This is a genomic window from Hymenobacter polaris, assembly GCF_012927305.1.
Taxonomy (GTDB): domain Bacteria; phylum Bacteroidota; class Bacteroidia; order Cytophagales; family Hymenobacteraceae; genus Hymenobacter; species Hymenobacter polaris.
On record NZ_JABBGH010000001.1, the window covers coordinates 2,301,931 to 2,322,296 of the forward strand.

The following is a 20,366-nucleotide window of genomic DNA, read 5'->3' on the forward strand; positions in this document are numbered from 1 at the left end:
GTTAAAAAAGGAAATCTTACGCTGTCAGCCAGGACGCTATACAACATAGTGATTTGATAATCAGCAAGCATTAGCTACTCGGCCGGCACCAGGCTCACGGCCGCGCCGCCGCCGGGGGCCAGCGGCAGGCGCAGGCGGGTGCCGGCCCGCACCGTCTGCTGGCTGATGCGGTAGGCTTCGGGGTTGGTATGCCAGTCGGCGCCCGGCGCGTCGGCGTAGATGGTGGCGCGGTAAGTTTTGCCTTTGGGCAGGAAGCCCAGGTCGAGGGTGGCGGTGCGGGCGTGCTCGCCGGTGATGGCCCCCACGAACCAGCGCTGACTATCTTTTTCTTGGCGGGCGGTGGTGATGTACTCGCCCGGCTCGGCCTCCAGCACGCGGGTGTCGTCCCAGTCCACGGGCACGTCCTCGATGAATTTGAACGCGTCGGGGTGGGCCTCGTAGTTTTCGGGTAGGTCGGCAGCCATTTGCAGTGGCGAGTAGAGCACCACGTACAGGGCCAGCTGCTTGCAAAGAGTGGTGCGCACCTGGCGCGCGGGGTGCTGGGCCTGGTAGCCGCGCAGCTTGAAGATGCCGGGCGTGTAGTCCATCGGCCCGCCCATGAAGCGGGTGAAGGGCAAGATAGTTTCGTGGGCCGGCGGGTTGCCGGTGTCAGTGAAGGCGTTGTACTCGTTGCCGCGGCCGGCCTCGCCGGCCAGCCAGTTGGGGTAGGTGCGGTGCAGGCCGGTGGGGCGCACGGCCTCGTGCATGTCCACGGTTACGCGGTGGCGGGCCGCCATCTCGGCCACCCGCACGAAGTGGTTGCTCATCCACTGCCCATCGTGGTGCTCGCCCCTCGGGATAATGCGGCCCACATAGCCGGTTTTTACCGAGGGGTAGCCGTAGCGGTTCATCAGCTGGTAGGCCGAGTCGAAGCGCTGCTCGTAGCCGGTGGCCGCGCCGCTGGTTTCGTGGTGCATAATCAGCTGCACGCCCTTGGCCTTGGCGTAGGCCGCCAGGGCCGGCAGGTCAAAGTCGGGGTAGGGCGTGGTGAAGTCGAACACGTGCTCTTTCCAGGCGCCGAACCAGTCCTCCCAGCCCACGTTCCAGCCCTCCACCAGCACGCCCGGTATGCGGTGGGCGGCGGCGAAGTCGAGGTAGCGCTTCACGTTGGCGGTGGTGGCGGCGTGGCGGCCGGTGGGGATGAGCTGGCCCTGGGCGCCAAGCGTGTCGGCGCTTTCGGCGTACTTCCAGTCGCTGCGGCCGGTTTGCATCTCCCACCACACGCCCACAAATTTCATCGGCCGTATCCAGCCCGTGTCGGGCAGCTTGCTCGGCTCGTTGAGGTTGAGGATGAGCTTGCTGGCCAGGATGTCGGGCGCCTTGTCGCTCACCACGATGGTGCGCCAGGGCGTGTGGGCGGGCGCGTGCAGAAAGGCCTTGCTGCCCACCGCGTTGGGCACCAGCTGGGCCGTGAGCACGTGGCTGGCGCGGTCCACGTGCAGCTGCATGGCCGGGTAATCGACCTGCGCCGCCTCGTGGATGTTCACGTACAGCCCGTCGTCGGCCTTGAGCATCAGGGGCGTGGCTACGGCCTGCGCGTCGGGCGCGTCGCGCACGGCAATCTCGGTCGAGGCCCGCACCTGGGTTGCGTTGTCCACGGCGCTCAGGCGCGAGCGGGTGTAGAGGTACTCGTTGGTGTCGTAGTCGCCGGGTATCCAGAAGGCTTGGTGGTCGGCGGGCAGGGCAAACTCGGTCAGCTCGTCTTGCACCACGAAGTTACCTAGGGCCAGCTGCCGGGGCCACTCGTAGCGAAAGCCCACGCCGTCGGCAAACACCCGGAATACCACGTCGAGGCGGCGGCCGGGCGCGGCGGGCTGGCGCAGGTGCACCGTCAGCTGCTGGTAGTGGTTGCGGATGCTTTTGACCTCGCCCCACACCGGCTGCCAAGTGTTGTCCACATCAGTCACTTCGCTGCCCAGCACCCGCAGCGGCCCATCAAAGCCCCCGCCGCCCGCGAAGGCTACGCCCAGCCGCGAGGCATTGACGACCGGCCGCTGGCCGTAGCGCACGGCGTAGGTCGGCTGCCCGGCCGCGTTCAGGGCGAAGGTGAGCTGCACCTGGCCTAGGCGGGCCGTGAGGGGCGGGCTGGCGGCGTGGGCGGCGGTGGCAATTAGGGCTAGGAGCAGGAAAAGGTAGGGGCGCATGGAAGAGGATTGGTGGGGGTGAGTTTCCCCCACCCCCTAGCCCCCTCTCCTTGGGGAGAGGAGGAACTAGTTTTTAGCTTTAATTTCTAGCAGCTAGCTTTTTAGAGCTAGTTCCCCCTCTCCCCAAGGAGAGGGGGCTAGGGGGTGAGGTAAACCCGCACCGCTAGCGCGTGACGGCCAGCTGGCGGGTGGCTACCTTGTCACCCACCTGCACGCGCACCAGGTAGGCCCCGGCGGCCAGGTTGTCGGTGGGCACGCCCAGGTCGTGGAAGCCGGGAGTTTGCTTGGCGCTCAGCAGCGTGCGCACCTCGCGGCCCAGCAGGTCGAGCACCCGCACCGACACGTCTTGCGCGGCGCCCTGCACCTGGTAGGCTACGGTGGCGCGGCTCTCGGCCGGATTCGGAAATACGCTCATGGCTACCACGGCCTCGTCGGCCTGGCGGCTGCTGAGCACCAGCACATTGACGCTCGCGGCCTGGGTGCCGGGGAATCGGGTTTGGTCGGTGAAGTCGGGCGAGAAGCCGATGTTATAAAGGCCACCGCTGTCTTTTCCGTTACCCACCGTTTCGGGAATAAAATCGGACGACCAGTAGGCGTCGCCACTCACGTAGGCCACAAATACTTTCACAATCGAGGCGCCCGAAGGCAGGCCTAGGGCGGTGCGGTCAAATTCGTATTCCAGGGCGTAAGAGCCGGCCCCGCCGCCGTTGGCGTTGCCGGGGTTGCCGCTGAGGCCAGTGGCCGACTGCTTGTAGGCCACGCGGGTATTGGCGAAGAGGGCGTAGTCGCCGGTGGCGTCGTACACGGGGTTGGGCGTACCGTCGAGCAGGATGGCCGCGCCGCCACCCAGCGACTTGGCCACCGCCGAAGTGGCCGACTTATAGATGGCGGCCTGCACGTCGCCCTGCCCCGTGGTGGCAATGGCGGCATCGGCCTCCAGGTCGAGCTTGGTGCCCCCGATGCTGCCCCCCGAAAAGGTGCCGAACACCGTCGAAGCGCCCGCAATGCTGGGCAGGCCGGTGCCGACGGGCACCCCAGTTTTGTTGGGCAAGTCCATGTACAGCTGGAAGTTATTGCCGCCCGTTTCGATAGTGCCCGCGATGCCGATGTAGAGCTTGGTGGCGCTGTTCGCGCCGTACAGCTGCAACAGCCCCGCGTTGCCAAAACCCGTTGGGCCGCCGGTTACGGGGATGTGCGAAGTCGTGAACTTGCCGAGCGACTGGTACTTGCCGGCCGTGGTGCCGATTTCGGCCGTCGTGATGGTGCCGTCGAGCGTAACCTGGGCACGGACGCTCAGCGCGGCCGTGGCGAGGGTGACGGCCAGGGTAAGGGTAGTTATTTTTTTCATGGAGGAAATGGGTGAAGGTGGGAGAAAGCAGATGGTAGCCCTCTCCCCTGCGGGGGAGGAGGCTAGGGGGTAGGGTTGCCCAAACCCCGAAGCCTGGATTTACCGGCCGGTGCGCCAGCCGCCTGGGAGTCCCATACCAGACGGGGGCAGGCCGTACCAGGCTCCGGAGTTTCGGAGGGGGTTAGTAGCCAAGGTTCTGGGTCAGCGTGGGGTTGGCCACGATGTCGGTGGAGGGGATGGGGTAGATGTTGCGGGTGCCATCAAGGGCCTTGCCGCCAGCCACGCCGCCCTTCCAGGGCCAGAGGTAGGTGCCGCCCGTGAACCGGCCGAAGCGCACGAGGTCGGTGCGGCGGGTGCCCTCCCAGTACAGCTCGCGGGCGCGCTCGTCGAGGATAAAGCTGGTGGTGAGGTCGCTGGCCGCGATGCGGCCGTCGGTACCGCCGCTGGCGTTGCCGTAGGCGCGGTCGCGCAGGGCGTTCACGTAAGCAAGGGCCTGGGCCTGCGAGCCACCCTGGCCGCCGCGCAGCACCGCCTCGGCGTACATCAGGTACACGTCGGCGAGGCGAAACATCGGGAAGTCGGTGTCCACGAAGGTGCCGGTGGGGTCGTGGCCGGGTACGCCGGTTGAGGTCACGTTCTTCCATTTCGTGACGCCGTAGCCGTTGCTGAATACGGTCAGCGTATCGACGTTCAGGCGCTGGCCAGGCCGGAAGAACATGAATCGGCTGTCGGTACCGCTGGCAGCGGTCGGAAACAGCAGCGGCAGGTTTTGGCGGGTGCGATTGCCGGCCCAGCCGCTGCTAATGCCGTAAGTGCTGCCAATCATGCGCCCCCCTACGGCGGCGTGTATCAGGTAGGTGGTGCCCCCGTAGGTCTGCGACACCAGGCCATCGCTCTCGATGGGGAAGATGATTTCAGAGGCCGCCGCTGTGTTATTGTCGGCCAAGAAGAGCAGGCGGTACTCGGGGGCCAGCTTGTAGCCGGCGGCCAACACCTTGTTGCAGTAGGTCAGGCAGTCGGTGTAGCGGGCGGTGCCCGTGTACACCTCCGCGTTCAGGTAAAGCTTGGCCAGCAGGGTCTGGGCGGCGCCCTGGTCGGCGCGGCCGTAGGGGCCTTGCCGGGCGGGCGTGAGCAGCGGCTCGATGGCTTTTAGCTCGCTCTCGACGTAGGTAAACAGGTCGGCGCGCTTAATCTGCTTGGGCAGGTTCTTGCTTGGCGCGTCGGCCTCGGTCACGAAGGGCACGTTGGCGTACATGTCGAGGGCGTGGTAGTAGGCCAGCGCCCGCAGAAACCGCGCCTCGGCCCGGTCGAGGCGGGCAGCGTCGGCATCCGCGCCGGTGATGTTGCGGCTGGCCAGCTTGTCGTCGCTGCTCTCGCGGATAAACTCGTTGCAAGCCGCCACCTCGTAGAAGATGCGGGTGTAGCTGTTGTTTATCAGGTCGTTGCTCGACGACCAGGTTTCGGTGTTCAGCTCTTGCAGCGGGCCGCTGTTCCAGGCCACCACGGCCTCGTCGGTGGTCAGCTCCTGCAAGTACCACCAGGCGCGCAGGTATGAGGTTTCGCCCTCGTCCTTGCCCGCGCCAGCAAACACATCGGGCGAGCCGGTGGTGCCCTGACCCGCCAGGTTGAAGCCCGCGTAGAGCTTGGCCAGCACTTTGATGTAGTTGTTCGGGTCGCTATACACCGACTCGGTATTCAGGTCGTAGAAGGGCGAGCGGTCGAGGTCCTTGGTGCAGGCCGCCAGGCCGCCGCTCAGCAGCAGGCCTAGGGCCAGCCGCCGCAGTACAGGGTGGGATTTCATATCGGGAGGTAAGCGCGTAAGACGTTAGAAGCCCACGTTCACCCCTAGGGTAACGGTGCGGGGCAGCGGGTAGAAGTTGCTGTCGATGCCGAAGGCCCGCTCGGGGTCGAGGCCCGAGTAGCCGGTGAGTACCAGCAGATTCTGGCCGGCCAGCGTCAGGCGCAGGGTGGTGCCCTCACGCAGCAGGCTACCGAAGTCGTAGCCGAACGTCACGTTTTGCAGGCGCACGAACGAGGCGTTTTCCAGGTAGTAATCGCTGAAGGGCTGGCCGTACTTGAAGTTCGTGGCGTAGATGTTGGGCACCACGTTGGCCGAGTATTGCAGGCCCGTGTTCAGGCCGTAGTAGTTGCCCTGGCCGGCGTTCACGTTGTTGTACACGTACTGCCCTAGGTTCGAGCGCACCGTGAAGGCGAGCGTGGCCTTGTCGTAGCGCAGGTTCGAGCTGAAGCCCAGGATGACTTTGGGGGCCGGCGACTTGCCGTACACCTTGTCGCGCTCGTTGATGATGCCGTCGTTGTTCTGGTCCACGTACTGCACCGGGCTGGGACTGGCCGTGGGCCCTTGCAGGGGCTTGCCGTTGTCGTCGTACTTCTGCTGGTACAGAAAGAACGTGTTGGGCGCGTAGCCCACGGCGTTAATCTGCGCAAACTGGAAGTTGCCCAAGTCGCCGGTGGGCGTGCCCAGGTAAGTGGGGTCCTGCACCTGGCTGAGCCTGGTAATCTTGCCGCGATTAACGGTGGTGTTGAAGTTCACCGACCAACTCAGGCGCTCCTTCTTCACCAGGTCGTAGTTGAGGGCAAACTCGACGCCCTTGTTTTGCAGGCTGCCGATGTTGGTAAGCAGCGTGTTGGAGAGGTTGGAGCCGGCCGGTACCGGAATCACGGCCAGCAAGTCGTCGGTGTTGCGCACGTACACGTCCACGGTGCCGGTGAGGCGGTTGCCGAAGAAGCCGTAGTCGAGGCCCACGTCGTAGGTGGTGGTCTGCTCCCACTTCAGGTTCTGGTCGTAGGCGGCCGGCCGGTAGGTATACACCGTGTCGCGGCCGAAAATCTGGCGCACCTGGGGCGCGCCGATGGTGTACTTAGCCAGGTAGGGGTAGTCGCCGGCCACGCCCGTAATGTCCTGCTGCCCGGTGATGCCGTAGCTGGCCCGCAGCTTCAGCTCCGACACGGTGCTGTTGCCGTCCAGAAACGCCTCCTTATTGATGCGCCAGGCCACCGAGGCCGCCGGGAAGTTGCCCCAGCGGGTACTGGGGCTGAAGTGCGAGGAAGCATCGCGCCGGAAAGTGCCGGTGAAGAGGTATCGCTCCTGGTAGTTGTAGTTCAGGCGCCCGTACACCGAGAGCAGGGTGTACTGGGTTTTGAAGGGGTTCTGGGCTGGGGCCGTGGGGTCGAGGCGGGTGCCGGCGGCCGTGAGCGAGAAGTAGAACGGGCTGTAGGTGTAGAAGTCCTGGTACGAGTAGCCGGCCAGCGCCTCCACGTGGTGCGCCCCCAGCTGCTTGCTGTAGTTGAGGTAGGTTTCCAGCAGCTTGTTGTTCTTCTCCTGCCGGTAGTGGTTTTGCAGCCCCTGCAAGGTGTAGGCGATGGACGACGAGGCCGGCACATCGACGCTGCCCGCGCTGCGCGAGATGTCGTAGCCCAGGTTGAGGTTGGCCCGCAGGTCGGGCAGGAAGTGCACCTTGTAGTCGAGCTGGAGGTTGCCGATGCTGCGGCGCACGGTGCTGTGGTCGCGCTTGTCGTTGAGCAGGGCCACCGGGTTGCGGTCGGTCAGCGGGTAGGGGTTGACGCCGTTGGCCGGGTCCAGCCACTCGAAGTAGCCGTTGAACTTGCTGTCGTTGCCGCTGTAGATGGGCTGCGTGGGATTGAAGCGGATGGCCCCGCCGATGGCCCCTTGGTCGGCGAAGCGGTAGCTGGCCGAGGTGCCCTTCACGTTGACGTTGAGGCGCAGGTGGTTGTCGAAGAAGCTGGGCGACAGGCCCACCGACGCCGTGTAGCGGCCGAGGTTGCCGGTTTTGAGCGTGCCCTGCTGGTCGAGGTAACCCACCGACACCCGGTAGGGCATGTGCCGCACGCTGCCCGTCAAGCTCACGTTGTTGTCGGTAGTCCAGGCCGGGCGGTAGATGGCGTTCTGCCAGTCGGTGTTGGCCGGCCCCAGAAACTGCGCGTTGCTAGCCGGAATGGTGCCGTTGGCGATGGCCTGGTTCATCAGCGCCCGGTAGGCGTCGGCGTCGAGCACCTGCACCTTGCCGTAGTTGGTGGCCCGCGACACCTGCGAGCTGACGTTTACGCGCAGCTTCTCGCCGTCTACCCCCTTCTTGGTGGTGATGATAATTACTCCGTTCGAGGCCCGCGAGCCGTAGATGGCCGTCGCCGAGGCATCCTTGAGCACGGTAAAGCTCTCAATGTCATTGGGGTTCACCAGCGTCAGTGGGCTGCCGGCCCCGTTGATGCCCTGGTTGTCCACCGGCACCCCGTCAATCACGATGAGCGGGTCGTTGCTGGCGTTCAGCGACGAGCCGCCCCGAATGCGGATGGTGCTCACCTCGCCCGGCGCGCCCCCGCCGGTGGTTATCTGCACGCCGGCCACCTTGCCCTGTACCAGCTGCTCGGGCGAGGTAATCTGGCCCTTCACGAAGTCCTTGGCCGTGACGGTTGTTACCGACCCGGTCACGTCCTGCCGCCGGGTGGTGCCGTAACCCACCACCACCGCCTCACTGAGGGAAGTAGCGTCGTCGGCCAGCTGCACGTCCAGGCGCAGGCTCTGCCCATCGGCTACCGTGATGGGCCGGCGCACGGTGGTGTAGCCCACCGACGACACCACCAGCGTGTGCGCCCCGGCCGGCACATGCGCTATCGAGAAAGTACCATCCGTGGCCGTGCTGTTGCCCAGGCTGGTGCCCTCAATAATGACGGTGGCGCCCGGCAGGCCCTCGCCCTGCTTGTCCACCACGCGCCCGTTCACGGTGCCATCGGCGGCCGGGGCCGGGCGGACGGTGAAGCTCACAGGTGACGCAACGGCCCGCGGCGCGGCCAAGGCGCGGCTCGTGGAGAATAGCCCTAGGGTGGCGAGAAACAGCGCCGTGGAAATATGCCGCGCGGGCGGCGGCAGCGGTAGCAGTACCGGCATGGGTGGGAGAATTGGTGGTGAGCAGGGCAGCAGCCGGTAGCGGCCGCTGGGTCGATGCAATCGATTCCAGCTAGCAGACCGCTGCGGAGTATAGCAAAGCAAGAGGGCTGCTCAACCAACCAAAAATTATCAAGCACCAATCAAAACCGAATTTTCAAAAACCTAGCTTAATATTTTGTTTTATAATAACTTAACTGTTTAATCTTTATTGAAAATCAAACTATTTTCCTACTTAGGCACGTCCGCCAATGCGGGTCATTTAATGCGCCAGCGCACTGCTGCCAAGCCAGCAGCCTGCCTGGGTTGCAAGCTTGGCAGCGGCAAAAACCCGGACTGCCTCCCGCTGGGACTATACGCCTCGCCGGGCCCTAGGCCCTCCCCCAGCCCCTAGCGGGCAAGCGGCGAGCTGCCACTACTAGAATAGCTGATTACTCTGTTTTGCCTTTTTTATCAGGTTGGCACTGCTTTACCGCCTAGCCGAAGGAGTTAAAACTGCCGCTTAGCTGTTTTCTTTGCGGATGCGCGGGCTCGTTGCCCGCGCCCACTACCTACTATGGCAACTTCCACCCTCACCGGCCTGCGCGCCGGCGTGCTGCACGGCGATGAAGTGCAGGAACTCTTCCGCCACGCCAAGGCCCACGGCTACGCCCTGCCGGCCGTGAACGTGACGGGCACCGACACCGTGAATGCCGTGCTCGAAACCGCCCGCGACCTTAACTCGCCGGTTATCATTCAGTTCTCGAACGGGGGGGCGCAGTTTTTTGCCGGCAAGGGCCTGCCCAACGACAAGCAGCAGGCCAGCATTGCGGGCGGCATTTCGGGGGCCCACCACGTGCACCTCATGGCCGAGGCCTACGGCGTGCCCGTGATTCTGCACACCGACCACGCCGCTAAAAAGCTGCTGCCCTGGATTGACGGGCTGCTGGAAGCGGGCGAGAAATACTTTGCCGAGCACGGCCAGCCGCTGTTTAGCTCGCACATGCTCGACTTGTCGGAGGAGCCGATTGAGGAAAACCTCGAAATCAGCAAGAAGTACTTCGAGCGCATGGCCAAGATTGGCATGACGCTGGAAATTGAGCTGGGCGTGACCGGCGGCGAGGAAGACGGCGTGGATAATTCGAACGTCGATAGCTCGAAGCTTTACACGCAGCCCGAGGAGGTAGCCTACGCCTACGAGCAGCTGAGCGAAGTGAGCCCGCGCTTTACCATCGCGGCGGCGTTTGGCAACGTGCACGGCGTGTATAAGCCCGGTAACGTGAAGCTGCAGCCCATCATTTTGAGCAACTCGCAGAAGCACATCCGCGAGAAGTACGTGCTGGAGGATGAAATGCCGATTGATTTTGTATTTCACGGCGGCTCGGGCTCGAGCCAGGCGGAAATTCGCGAGGCCATTAGCTACGGCGCCATCAAGATGAACCTGGACACCGACCTGCAGTGGGCCTTTTGGGAAGGCATCAAGAACTACTACGTGAAGAACGAGGGCTACCTGCAAAGCCAGATTGGCAACCCCAGCGGCCCCGACTCGCCCAATAAGAAGTACTACGACCCGCGCGTGTGGCTGCGCGAGGGCGAGAAAACCATCACTACCCGCCTCAAGCAGGCGTTTGAAGATTTGAATGCCGTGAACCGCCGGCCCTAGGCCCGTGCGACACGGCCCCCACCAATGCAAAAGCCCGGCCACGCAAAACGTGGCCGGGCTTTTGCATTGGGCACCAGCACGAGGGTACAACCTTTTGCCCCGCGCCCCGCGTATAGCGGCCAAACCTTTTTTCCGACCCTACACCATGAAAAAGACGATTCTTTCTGCCGTAGCTATCTGCTTGTTCTCTGCCACTGCTGCCCTGGCCCAAACCACCCCCGTGAAAGTAGAAGACGGCGGCGACAAGACCAAGCAGGTGGTTGATGGCATGACCATTAAAACCAAAGTGGACCCGGGCGATGGCAAGATGAAAGTGAAGGGCAAAGATGAGCAGGGCAACCGCATGAAGGCCTACACCAAGCCCCGCAAAGGCGACATGAAAGCTGACCGCGACCAAATGAAGATGGACCGCAAGGCTATGAAAATGGACCACAAAGGCATGAAAAAAGGCATGGCGAAGGACAGCGCCCGCATGTAATTTTCCTGCTTGCCGGTGGCACCTCGCCCCGAGCCATCCCTCAACAGCCAAGGCCAAGCCCTAAACGGGTTTGGCCTTTTGCGTGCCCTAGGGCTGGTTAGTGAGGCCAGGGGCATAGTCGAGCGGCAGGGCTTCGCCTACTTTTTCGAAGGCCCAGTAGCCATCGACCTGCACGCTAAGCGGGTTGCGCAGGTTACCGGTGGGCAAAATCAGGGCTTCGGGCCCCAGCAGGCGCAGCTCCGACACCTCGAGCGCGGCGGGACGGGCGGCGGCCTGGCCTAGGGGGGCGCTACTCCGCGAGCCTGCCACGCGGCTAGCACTCACGTCGACTTGGGCGCGGCCAGCGGCCAGGCTGGTGTAGGCAGTGTACACGGGGTCGGGCTGCTCGTTTTGGTAGGTTACCTGCAGGGCATCGGCAAAGCGGAGCAGCGTGCGCGGGGGGTTGGCCTGGACGCGGCAGATTTGGGCGGCGCTCACGGGCTGCTTATACACGCGGGCCGTTACGCCGGGCCCGGCGGCAAACACCGCCACCAGCGAGTCGCTGGCCTGGGTTAGTTGCTGCTGCAACTGCTCGGAGCTGGGAGCTAGCACCAGCCGGCGCACCAGGAAACCCTCCTGCACCAGGCGATTTTCGCGCACGCTGCGCAGGAAGTGCGGCAGCGAGCCAGCGTAGGCCCGGCGGCGGTTTTCCTCCCAGTGCCGCTGCTGCTTGGGGCTGGCACTAGGCAGCGCCTCAAACAGCGGGGCCGCCACAAACACAACGCGGTTGGCCCGGTAATCTATCTTGAAGCTAAAGTCGTGGTAGATAATGCGGTAGCCCAGCGCCTGGTTGATTACTTGCAAGTTGCGGGGCGCCAGGGCCGTTAGCTCGTTCGCGGCTTTATCGTAAGAAACGACCACCTGCTGCGGATTTTCGATGCGGCACTGCTGCGCCAGGGTGCTATTGCCCAGAAACTGCCGCACGAACCGCTGAAAATCAGCCGGCCGGTTTTTGGTGGGCCGCACGGTTACTTCCTCCAGTGACACGGCCACCGGCCGCAGGGCCAGGGTGAGCGGCGCGGCAGCCGGTAAATCGAGCACCTGCTTATACAGCTCGTAGCCCACGTGCGACACCGTGAACTCATATTGCCCGGCCGGCACGCCGTCGAGCACAAAATGCCCCGTCGAGTCGGTAGTGGTGCCGTAGGTGGTATTGGCCAGAAACACGCTGGCATAGGCCAGCGGGCGCTGGGTACGGGCATCGCGTACTAGCCCGCTCGTGCTGGCGCCGGTTTGAGCCGGGGCTAGCTGCGGCCCCAGCAGCAGGGCCAGCAACACGAACACTGGCAAAGAGAAAAACCGCATGGCAGCTTAAAACTAAGTATGAGTTAGCAGTATACAACTTTTATTTCCGGCGGCGGCGGCTCTTGCCCCTGCTAGCGCCTGGTGGGGCCTAGGGCACCCGGCTGGCTGCTACCTTTAGGGCCCACCCTTTTTGCTGCTATCCCTTGGCACCTCTGTATCGTTGGCGCGGCCGGCTGCTGGGCCTGCTCGTTTGCTCGCTGGCCTTGGCCCTTCGCCCCCCGGCCGAGGAGGGCCTTTTTCAACGGGTAGTGAAAAGCCTGCTGAGCTTTTACGGCACTACCCTGCCCGAAAAAGCCTACCTGCACCTCGACCGGCCCAGCTACAGCAGCGGCGAAACCATCTGGTTTCAGGCCTACGTGGTGGAGGCCGACTCGCACCGCCCCGATACCCTGAGCAAGGTGCTGTACGTAGACTTGCTTTCGGCGCGGGGGCAGGTACAGGCGCGCCGCACCCTGCGCCTGCGCGGCGGCCTAGCGCCCGGCGACCTGGCCCTGCCCGACACGCTGCCCGCCGGCACCTACCAGCTGCGGGCCTACACCAGCTGGATGCGCAACGCGGGCGCCGCGTTCTTCTTCACGCGCCCCCTGGCCATTAGCAGCGCGGCGGGCAGCAGCCCCCTAGGCCCCCCCGCCGCCAACATCGACGTGCAGTTCTTTCCGGAGGGCGGCAGCCTGGTAGCCGGCCAGCCCAGCGAAATGGGCTTGAAAGCGGTGGATGCGCACGGCCGTGGTGTGGCCGTGCAAGGCACCGTGCTCGATGCCCAAGGGCGGCCAGTAGTCAGCTTCGCCAGCCGCCACGCCGGCATGGGCTCCTTTGCTTTCACGCCCGCGGCGGGGCAGGCCTACCGGGCCGTGGTGACGCTGCCCGGCGGCCGGCAAACCGAGTACCCGCTGCCGGCCAGCCAGTTAGCCGGCTACACCCTGCACGTAGCCGAAACCCCCACCGACTTTGTGGTGACGATGCGCCAGCAAGTGGCTGCGGGCGCGGCCCCCGGCGGCCCGGCCCTGCTGCTGGCCCAGGTGCGCGGCCAGGTGGCCTTTGCAGCCCAGGCTACCCTAGGCGGCGCGCCCCCCGTGGTGGCCCGGCTGCCCAAGGCCAAGTTTGCGCCGGGCCTGGCCCAAATTACTTTGTTTGATGCGCAGGGCGTGGCCCAGTGCGAGCGGCTGGTCTTCACGCCCAACCCGCCCGGCGCCCACCTCACGCTCAGCGCCGACAAGCCGGCCTACGGCCCGCGCGAGGCCGTGCGCCTGCGCCTGGCCGCCACCGACGTGGCGGGCCAGCCGGTGGCGGGCCAGTTTTCGGTGGCGGTGGCGGCCGCCACGCCCCTGGGCGCCGATGGCCCCACCATCGTCTCGCACCTGCTGCTCGGCGCCGACCTGGGCGGGACGCTGGAAGACCCCAGCTACTACTTCCGCGAGCCCCAAACCCCCGAAATTAAGCTAGCGCTTAATGACTTGCTGCTCACTCAGGGCTGGCGGCGCTTCGTGTGGAAGGAGCTGCTGGCCGGGCAGCTGCCAGGCCGCGAGTTTGCGCTGGAGCAGAGCCTAGGGGTGAGCGGCCAGGTGCTGACGGCCGCCGGGCAGCCCGCCGCCGGGCAGACGGTATTTTACCTGCAAAGCAATCCGCCCCGCGAGGGCCAGCAGCTAACCGACGCGACGGGGCGCTTCCGGTTTCGGGGCCTCGACGGGCTGGATACGACGGCGGTGCTCCTGCGCGTGGCCCCGGCGAAGGGGGCGACCCCGCTGACGCTGCGCCTGCTGGCGCCACCGCCCGCCGCCCCGCTGCCCGACGTGCAGCAGGCCGCTACCGCGCCCGGCGCCCTGGCCGACTACGTGCGCCGCAGCCAGCAGCAACGGGCCCTAGAGCAGCGCTACCACCTGGGGGCGGGCACCGTGGCGCTGGGCACCGTGCGCGTGCGCGGCCAGCGCCTGACGGCCGATACCCACCCCCGCCCCTACTCGACTGCCAGCGCGGTGGTGCTGCAAGTGCCCGACGCGGCCCGCACCGGCGACAGCCGCTCGGTGCTACAATACCTGCAAGGGCGCGTGGCGGGCGTGGCCGTATCGGGCGGTAGAATCAACATTCGCCAAGCGGCCTCCATGCAAAACCAAGACACCGGCGGCTTTGGCTTTGTAGAGCCGCTGTACTTGATTGACGGGGCTATTGTGCCGGCCGAAACATTTATCAGCTATCCGGTGCGCGAGATTGAGACAATTGACGTGCTCAACCAAAGCGCGGCGGGGCTGTTCGGCATTCAGGGCTACGGCGGGGTTATTGCCCTGCATTCGCGCCGCAGCAACGCTCCTACTCCGCTCGATGCGCAGGCGGGCTTCGGCGCGGCGCGGCCGGGCGCCCTCTCGGTGCGGGTGCCGGGCTACTACCGCGCCCGCGAGTTTTACGCCCCGCGCTACGACGCCCCCGCCCCGCCACCCGACCCGCGCTACACCACGCTGTACTGGGTGCCCGAGGTGCGCACCGATGCCAGCGGCCAGGCTCAGCTCAGCTTTTTCACTTCCGACGCCACCGGCGATTTCCAAGTTGTAGCCGAGGGCCTGAGTAGCGCGGGCACCCCGTTGCGCGGCACCGCCACGCTCGGCGTGCGCACCGGCCAGGGCAAGTGAGGGCGGTGGCTAGTACTTAGCCACGCGGCCCCGCAGGGGCGTGCCGGCCCCGCCAGTGGCGCGCAGCCAGTACAGCCCGGCGGGCAGCCCGGCCAGCGATAGCTCGCCGCCCCCGGCGGGCAGCGCCTGGCGCCGCACCAGCTGGCCCAGCTCGTTTAGCACCTCCATCATCACGGCGCCGGCCCCTAGGGGCAACCCCACGCGCAAAGGCCCCGCCGTGGGGTTTGGGTACAGCTGCCAGCCGGCGGGCGCCGCCGGCGGCGCGGCAGCCAGCACCTGCTGGTAGGTGCGCTGGGCTTCGTCGGCGGCCGCTTGCAGCGCGGGCAGCGTGGAGGCGGCCACCAAGGCAAAGGCCACGGCTACCGAGTCGCCGGGGGCCAGACGGGCGACGCGCGCGCTCAGCACCTGCGCTATGTCGCCGGGGCCGGCCGACCAAGTAGCGCGGGTGGTGCCGCCGCTCAGGGCCAGGTATTTTTCGGCGGGGCTAAAGCCATCGCCCAGGTAGAGGGGGCTGCCGCTGGCCGCGTTATTATCAATGGCGTAGGCGCTGGCGGGCTGCGCGCTCAGCACCCGCACGCCGGTGTACACCCGCGTATCGGTGGGGTCGTAGCAGTAGCCTAAGCGGCGCACCGAGTCGTAGCGGGCCACGTTGCGGTTGGCGCTGCCGGGCAGGTCCCAGTCCATAAACAGGCCGGCGTAGAGTGGCTTCAGGGTGTCGGCCGTCAGGTTTCGCAGCACGTAGTCGAGCAGGATGACGCCCCGGCGGGCGGCGGGGCTGGCCCAGCTTTGGCCCCGCTCGCGCACCCGCACGCCCACCGAGCGCGGGCGCTGCGGGTCGGGCAGCGAGTCGCGAAAGGTGGTGGTAAACTGCTGGTCGGCGCGGGGGCCGGGCAGCAGGCGGCGCAGGGCCCCCAGTTCGTAAAACGATTGGCGCGTGGTGCCGGGCGCCGCGCGCAGGCGGTCGGCCACGCGGGTGGGCGAGGTGGCCAGCAGCAAGCCGCCCTCGGCCAGCAGCTGCGCATCCTGCTTATAGCCCAGGCCCAGGCCTCCGGTGCCGTTGGGGTTTTCGTAGCCGATGTTGCCCCGGCCAGTCAGGCTCACAACCAAGTCGCCGGCGTCGAGCTGCGCAAAATCGGGGCTTAGCAGCACGTCCAGGTACTGGTCGGTTTGGTAGCCATCGGGGGCGGTGAGGCGGTAGCGCAGGGTGGCCACGGTATTGGTAGGCACGGCGGCGGCCACAGCCAGCCGGAAGGGCTGCGCCGCGTTGCTGGCCTGCCCTAGGGTGGCCAGGCTGCCCACAGGGTAGCTGCCGCGCCGCACCACCAGGTAGGGTGAAAGGGAAGTCAGCGTTACCTGCAACCCGCTGATGGGCAGCAGCAAGTTGCGCACCGTGGCGCTTAGCTGCAGGGTGTCGCCGGCGTTGTAGCCGGTGGGTTGGCTGGGCGCGAACGTGCTGGCTACCACCCGAGCCTCGCGCTGGCTGATGGCGGCCACCGCCCGCGCCACGTTGAGGCGGCCCGCGCCCAGCTGCCCGGCGTAGGCGGCGTTGGCGGGCAGTTGGTACAGGGCGGGGTCGGCGGCGCGGCGCAGCTGGGCGCGCACTTGCTCGGCCGTGAGCTGCGGGAAGCGCACCCGCACCAGGGCCGCCGCCGCCGCCACCTGCGGCGAGGCAAACGACGAGCCCGAGCCAACCCAGTAGTCCTGGTCAACGGGCCCCGCCGCCGACGCACTACCGCGCCCGAATACGCTGCGGATATTCATGCCGGGAGCCGCCAGGTCGATGCGGTAGTTGTAGGTGGCAGAGCTGGCCTTGGCGTCGGCGGCATCGGTAGACGCCACGGCCAGCACGTAGTCATAGCTGGCGGGGTAAAACAGCGCGGTGCGGCCCGAGTTGCCGGCGGCGGCTACCAGCACCGCGTCGCGGTTGATGGCGGCGTAGGCGCACACGTCCTGCTCGTAGCGCGAGTAGCCGCCCTCGCCGCCCCACGACATATTGATGACCCGGCAGCCGTGGTCGGCGGCGTACACGATGGCCTCGTAGCCGGCAAAGGTGCCCGTGCCGTCGCTCGGAAACACCTGCACCGGCAGGTACTTGCAGTTGAAGCCCACGCCCGCGCCCCCTAGGCCGTTGTTGGCCTGCCCGGCGGCAATGCCCACCACCGTCGAGCCGTGCGTCACGGTGGGGTCTTCGGGCGCGGGGTCGTTGTTGCCGTGCGAGGTATCCCAGCCCCGAAAGTTATCCACATAGCCGTCGTGGTCGTCGTCGAGGCCATTTATGGGGTCAGCGTAATTATACTTGAGCTGGCGCACCAGGTCCTCGTGGCTCACGCGCATCCCCGTGTCGGTGAGGCCGATTACCATGCTGGTATCGCCGCGCGTGAAGTCCCAGGCCCGGTACGCCTGCGTTAGCTTGAGGTGGTACTGCGGGGTGGTGCCGGCCGAGTCGGCCAGCGGGTCGTTGGGCTGGTACTGGGGCTGGCGCACGTAGGCCGGCTCCACGTACTCGACCCCGCCGGTAGCCAGCAGTTGGGCGCGGGCCTGGGTTAGGGGCACCGTCGGCGGCACCTGCACCTCATACACCAGGCGCAAATCGACGCTGCCCGGCTGCTCGGGGCTGGGCGGCAGGCTGCGCGGAAACTTCTGCGTGAGGCTGGTGGCGCCTAGGGCCCGCAGCGCCCCGGCCAGCAGCGGCAGGCTGGCGCCGGGCGTGGCGCCCGGCTTCAGCTTGAGCAGCAGGCGGCCGGGCTCGGTGGGCGGCATGGCTTGGGCCCAGGCTGCCGGGACTAATCCAAGTAGTATTATTAAAGTAAATAATTGCCTCATAATAATTTAAAGCCCACTAAAAATAGGATTGTAAAGATAAGCTCGGATAATCATCAGCGGCAATAATTCCCTAGCTGGCTTGCCTCCTGGCTCCAGCTGCTTACCAGTAGGGCGCGGCGTTTCCTAGCCTCCTAGGGCAGTTTTAGGGTCAGTATCTGGTAGGGGCGAGCCCCGCCCCTACCAGATACTGCTTGCAGATTCACTTTAGGAATCACTGACCGGTAATCCTCCTAAGTAGCTGCTGGCCAGTGGTGGGGCAGCCCGGCCTCGCGCGCCAGGGGGGCGGCGCCGCTGGCATACAGGCCCGCCAGCACCGCTTGCACGGCCGTGGCCAGCTCCAGGTGCAGGTCGGGGTGCAGGCGCTGGGCGTGCTTAAGGACCTCCTGGGTACGGCGCACCAGGTGCTGGAGCAGCGGCTGGGTGGGGCCGTGCAGGCGCGCTACGGCGGCGGCCTGGTGCTCGAATACATTGGCCAGCAGCCGCAAGCTCAGCTCCAGCTCGCCCCAGTCGTCTTGGGTAATGCGGGCGTGGTAGGCCAGCCGCGCCTGCAGCTGCCGCAGGATAACGAGCAGGTCGTTAGGCGTTTGGTGGAAGCCGCGCACGGGGTCGTCCACTTGCCGGCGCAGGGCTTCGCGGCGGGTCTCGAGGGCGTCGGGGCCTTCAAGCAGGCGGTAGGCGAGCTGCTCGGTCAGCACTGCATCCTGCGCCACGAGGCGGGCCAGCAGCTGGTCTTTCTCCTTCTCGGGCAGGGCAAAAAGGGCGCGGCGCAAGTCGGGCGGCAAGGCGGGCATGGGGCGGTAAAACTAGCGCGCAGATGGCATCACCTCAACGAATTGCCAGGCGGGCGGCTATCAAAGTGGCTGTTAACAGCGCCAGCAGCAGCGCCCCAACTGCGCTGGCTAACAATACCTGCGGTCGGCGCCAGGGTGAGTTTAACTGCTTGAGTTGCTGGGAAAATGTTTGCGGGGGAAATACATAGGTGAAGTCCGCTGACTTGTCAATCATTCCGAGGAACATAGCTGAGTTCTGGCGACGCTCAGCTAAAGTTGGCGGCCGTAGGGTTATTGCATAGAACGTCGCGGGTTGATGCCGATTATCAAGCCAGTATTTTTTCTGGTTTGTGTAGTTCATCATATCCAGCACCTTTACCAGATTGGCGTAAGTAGTGCCGGCCCGAAAGCGGATGCGTACACCGCCCGCGCGGCTGGAGTCGGCGTTGATTAACCGGATGGCAGATTCGATTGCTTGGGCATTGAAAAAATCAACCAATGGTTGCCCGCCAAAATCAACGGTGTGCCAAGGACGCATATGGTTGATTCTTGCTTGGGCATCCCTGTCACCGCTATCAACATAAGGATTGTATTCAGCAGCTGTATCTATCCGACCAAATGGTCGATAATAGGCCAGTAAGGAAGCGTTAGGCTTCATAGGCGGCATTGTAATCTGTAGCACATTAACCGGCCGCATCTGCCGCCAGCGCACTTGTAGCGCCAAGCACCCGACCAGCAGCAGCCACCCTAGGGCCACTCAGCCGGGCGGTAGCAGCAAGGGGCGATGATAATGGCGAGAGGGGCGTAGGAGCAGCATGGCAAGCAGTTTTCTTACCGATGCTCCTAGGCCCCTAATTGCACAAAAAAGCCCCTAACCGGAGGGCTAGGGGCTGGTCTTCTCAAACGGGCTGCTTACTTCTGGTCGTCGCTTTCAGCGGTGAGGGTGCGGCCCTGGTGCTGCATTTCGGGCAGGGTGTAGCCGGCTTCACTGGGGTGGGTGAGCTGGTCGGGCAGGTTGTCGGCGCTGGCCGGGGCCTTGCCTACCGGGGACTGGTACTCCGAGCGGCGCGAGTCGTCCATCTCGTCAGGGCCGGCCTGGCCGCTTTCATTTTCGTCGTAGGTCTGGCCGTTGGTTTGGGCGTTCAAAAAAGCGTCCGACTCCTTTTCGGTGGCGGTGTGGGCATTGCTCTCGTCGGCTTGCACGTCAACCGTCAGGGTGGCGGCGGCTCGCTTGTCGTCGGCCGGTACGTTATCGCCGTTATTGCCGGGGGCCGGCTGGGGGGAAGTTGCCATAGGAATAAGTGGTTAGCTATTATCGTGTTCGCTGTCGTTTTGCTCGGTCCACGAGGCTTTGGCGTGGCCGCCGGCGTAGCGCTCGTCGTCCTGGGCCCAGGCCTGGCGGGTGTTGTCCTCTTCTTTTTGCGCTTCACCGGCGGTGTCGCCCTGGGCATGGCGTACGGCCTGAGGGTCACGGTTTTGCACTACGTGGCCGGGCTGGCTGGTGGGGTTGGCATTGGGCGAGTCGGTGGCGTAGGCGCCGGGCACATCTTTATCGGGTTTGGGCACCGACTTATTGGCATCGCGCAACTCGCTGAACTCGTCGGGGTTGTCATTTGAGCCATCGCGGGGCGTGGGGGGCGCCTGGGTGCCGGGCTTGCCGAAGTCGCCGTAGTGCGGGGTACCGGCCTCGGCCTGGTCGGCTTGCTTATCGGGCGTGAGGTGGGCGCGGTCGGCAGCCTCGCGCTGGTCGGCGGGGCGGGGGTCATTTTCGGCAGTGCTCATGGCAAGAGAGATGGGAAAGCGTGGGAGGAAGCGGGCAGGCCCGGCTTGGTGCTTACTGGTTTTTAGCAACTGGGGTTGCTTGGGTTAGGCAGGCTGCTCGCACCCAGATAGTTGCCGGCCGGGGTTGGCTACGGCGCCCGGCCAGCCGTATAGCGGAGCGCTACCACACCACCAACTTCTTTCCATGAGCATTCACCACAATCCCAGCCAGCACACCTTCACCGACGGCCAGGCCGAACTCGCTTACGAGCTGCCCGCGCCGGGAGTAATTGATTTTGTACATACTCAGGTGCCTACCGGCGAGCAAGGGCAGGGCGTAGGCTCGGCCCTGGCCAAAGCCGGTCTCGACTACGCCCGCCAGCACGCTATGCGGGTCGTCGCCACCTGCCCCTTCGTCGCATCATACATTCAGCAACACGCCGAATACGCCGACCTGGTGAAGTGAGGAGTG

14 protein-coding genes are annotated in these 20,366 nt (G+C 65.4%); 4 read left to right on the plus strand and 10 right to left on the minus strand.

Annotated features, from left to right (window positions below):
• Positions 1–74: 74 nt before the first annotated feature.
• From HHL22_RS09740 to HHL22_RS09755, 4 genes are all read right to left on the minus strand, one after another.
• On the minus strand, positions 75–2,183 hold the full coding sequence (locus HHL22_RS09740; RefSeq protein ID WP_169530782.1) for a glycoside hydrolase family 97 protein: 2,109 nt from the start codon (positions 2,181–2,183) through the stop codon (positions 75–77).
• Positions 2,184–2,346: 163 nt separating this feature from the next.
• Positions 2,347–3,531, minus strand: a complete 1,185-nt coding sequence (locus tag HHL22_RS09745; protein WP_169530783.1) for a T9SS type A sorting domain-containing protein — start codon at positions 3,529–3,531, stop codon at positions 2,347–2,349.
• Between the two features lie 181 nt (positions 3,532–3,712).
• Positions 3,713–5,332 (minus strand): RagB/SusD family nutrient uptake outer membrane protein, encoded by a 1,620-nt coding sequence (locus HHL22_RS09750; protein ID WP_169530784.1) that lies wholly within the window; start codon positions 5,330–5,332, stop codon positions 3,713–3,715.
• A gap of 24 nt (positions 5,333–5,356) precedes the next feature.
• Entirely contained in the window at positions 5,357–8,458 is a 3,102-nt protein-coding gene (locus tag HHL22_RS09755; RefSeq protein ID WP_169530785.1) for a SusC/RagA family TonB-linked outer membrane protein, read from the minus strand.
• Between the two features lie 553 nt (positions 8,459–9,011).
• Between HHL22_RS09755 and fbaA the strand changes: the two genes are divergently transcribed.
• Positions 9,012–10,097 (plus strand): class II fructose-bisphosphate aldolase, encoded by a 1,086-nt coding sequence (fbaA, locus tag HHL22_RS09760; protein WP_169530786.1) that lies wholly within the window; start codon positions 9,012–9,014, stop codon positions 10,095–10,097.
• A gap of 145 nt (positions 10,098–10,242) precedes the next feature.
• The gene (locus HHL22_RS09765; RefSeq protein ID WP_169530787.1) at positions 10,243–10,575 is read left to right on the plus strand and encodes a PepSY domain-containing protein; all 333 of its coding nucleotides are present in this window, start codon (positions 10,243–10,245) and stop codon (positions 10,573–10,575) included.
• Between the two features lie 87 nt (positions 10,576–10,662).
• On the opposite strand, the gene HHL22_RS09770 is transcribed toward HHL22_RS09765, so the two are convergent.
• Positions 10,663–11,919 (minus strand): carboxypeptidase-like regulatory domain-containing protein, encoded by a 1,257-nt coding sequence (locus HHL22_RS09770; protein WP_169530788.1) that lies wholly within the window; start codon positions 11,917–11,919, stop codon positions 10,663–10,665.
• Positions 11,920–12,062: 143 nt separating this feature from the next.
• Here HHL22_RS09770 and HHL22_RS09775 point away from each other — a divergent pair, with 143 nt between their 5' ends.
• Entirely contained in the window at positions 12,063–14,540 is a 2,478-nt protein-coding gene (locus HHL22_RS09775) for a hypothetical protein (protein ID WP_169530789.1), read from the plus strand.
• A 9-nt stretch (positions 14,541–14,549) separates the two neighbouring features.
• Here HHL22_RS09775 and HHL22_RS09780 read toward each other — a convergent pair whose 3' ends face one another.
• From HHL22_RS09780 to HHL22_RS09800, 5 genes are all read right to left on the minus strand, one after another.
• Positions 14,550–17,300, minus strand: coding sequence for a S8 family peptidase (locus tag HHL22_RS09780; protein ID WP_169530790.1), 2,751 nt, complete (start codon positions 17,298–17,300; stop codon positions 14,550–14,552).
• Positions 17,301–17,593: 293 nt separating this feature from the next.
• Complete coding sequence (locus HHL22_RS09785; RefSeq protein WP_169530791.1) at positions 17,594–18,154, minus strand: hypothetical protein; 561 nt, start codon at positions 18,152–18,154, stop codon at positions 17,594–17,596.
• Positions 18,155–18,188: 34 nt separating this feature from the next.
• A complete protein-coding gene (locus HHL22_RS09790; protein WP_169530792.1) occupies positions 18,189–18,791 on the minus strand; it encodes a hypothetical protein in 603 nt (200 codons plus the stop codon).
• 254 nt (positions 18,792–19,045) lie between these two features.
• A complete protein-coding gene (locus HHL22_RS09795) occupies positions 19,046–19,426 on the minus strand; it encodes a hypothetical protein (RefSeq protein WP_169530793.1) in 381 nt (126 codons plus the stop codon).
• Between the two features lie 12 nt (positions 19,427–19,438).
• Positions 19,439–19,915, minus strand: a complete 477-nt coding sequence (locus HHL22_RS09800) for a hypothetical protein (RefSeq protein ID WP_169530794.1) — start codon at positions 19,913–19,915, stop codon at positions 19,439–19,441.
• A 184-nt stretch (positions 19,916–20,099) separates the two neighbouring features.
• On the opposite strand from HHL22_RS09800, the gene HHL22_RS09805 reads away from it, so the two are divergent.
• Complete coding sequence (locus HHL22_RS09805; protein ID WP_169530795.1) at positions 20,100–20,360, plus strand: GNAT family N-acetyltransferase; 261 nt, start codon at positions 20,100–20,102, stop codon at positions 20,358–20,360.
• Positions 20,361–20,366: the final 6 nt, after the last annotated feature.

What these genes read in the sequence shown, in the direction of transcription:
- HHL22_RS09805 (WP_169530795.1), top strand. Translation starts at nt 20,100, where the DNA reads ATGAGCATTCACCACAATCCCAGCCAGCACACCTTCACCGACGGCCAG.
- HHL22_RS09800 (WP_169530794.1), bottom strand. Translation starts at nt 19,915, where the DNA reads ATGAGCACTGCCGAAAATGACCCCCGCCCCGCCGACCAGCGCGAGGCT.
- HHL22_RS09740 (WP_169530782.1), bottom strand. Translation starts at nt 2,183, where the DNA reads ATGCGCCCCTACCTTTTCCTGCTCCTAGCCCTAATTGCCACCGCCGCC.
- HHL22_RS09765 (WP_169530787.1), top strand. Translation starts at nt 10,243, where the DNA reads ATGAAAAAGACGATTCTTTCTGCCGTAGCTATCTGCTTGTTCTCTGCC.
- HHL22_RS09745 (WP_169530783.1), bottom strand. Translation starts at nt 3,531, where the DNA reads ATGAAAAAAATAACTACCCTTACCCTGGCCGTCACCCTCGCCACGGCC.
- HHL22_RS09790 (WP_169530792.1), bottom strand. Translation starts at nt 18,791, where the DNA reads ATGAAGCCTAACGCTTCCTTACTGGCCTATTATCGACCATTTGGTCGG.
- HHL22_RS09795 (WP_169530793.1), bottom strand. Translation starts at nt 19,426, where the DNA reads ATGGCAACTTCCCCCCAGCCGGCCCCCGGCAATAACGGCGATAACGTA.
- HHL22_RS09780 (WP_169530790.1), bottom strand. Translation starts at nt 17,300, where the DNA reads ATGCCGCCCACCGAGCCCGGCCGCCTGCTGCTCAAGCTGAAGCCGGGC.
- fbaA (WP_169530786.1), top strand. Translation starts at nt 9,012, where the DNA reads ATGGCAACTTCCACCCTCACCGGCCTGCGCGCCGGCGTGCTGCACGGC.
- HHL22_RS09755 (WP_169530785.1), bottom strand. Translation starts at nt 8,458, where the DNA reads ATGCCGGTACTGCTACCGCTGCCGCCGCCCGCGCGGCATATTTCCACG.
- HHL22_RS09770 (WP_169530788.1), bottom strand. Translation starts at nt 11,919, where the DNA reads ATGCGGTTTTTCTCTTTGCCAGTGTTCGTGTTGCTGGCCCTGCTGCTG.
- HHL22_RS09750 (WP_169530784.1), bottom strand. Translation starts at nt 5,332, where the DNA reads ATGAAATCCCACCCTGTACTGCGGCGGCTGGCCCTAGGCCTGCTGCTG.
- HHL22_RS09785 (WP_169530791.1), bottom strand. Translation starts at nt 18,154, where the DNA reads ATGCCCGCCTTGCCGCCCGACTTGCGCCGCGCCCTTTTTGCCCTGCCC.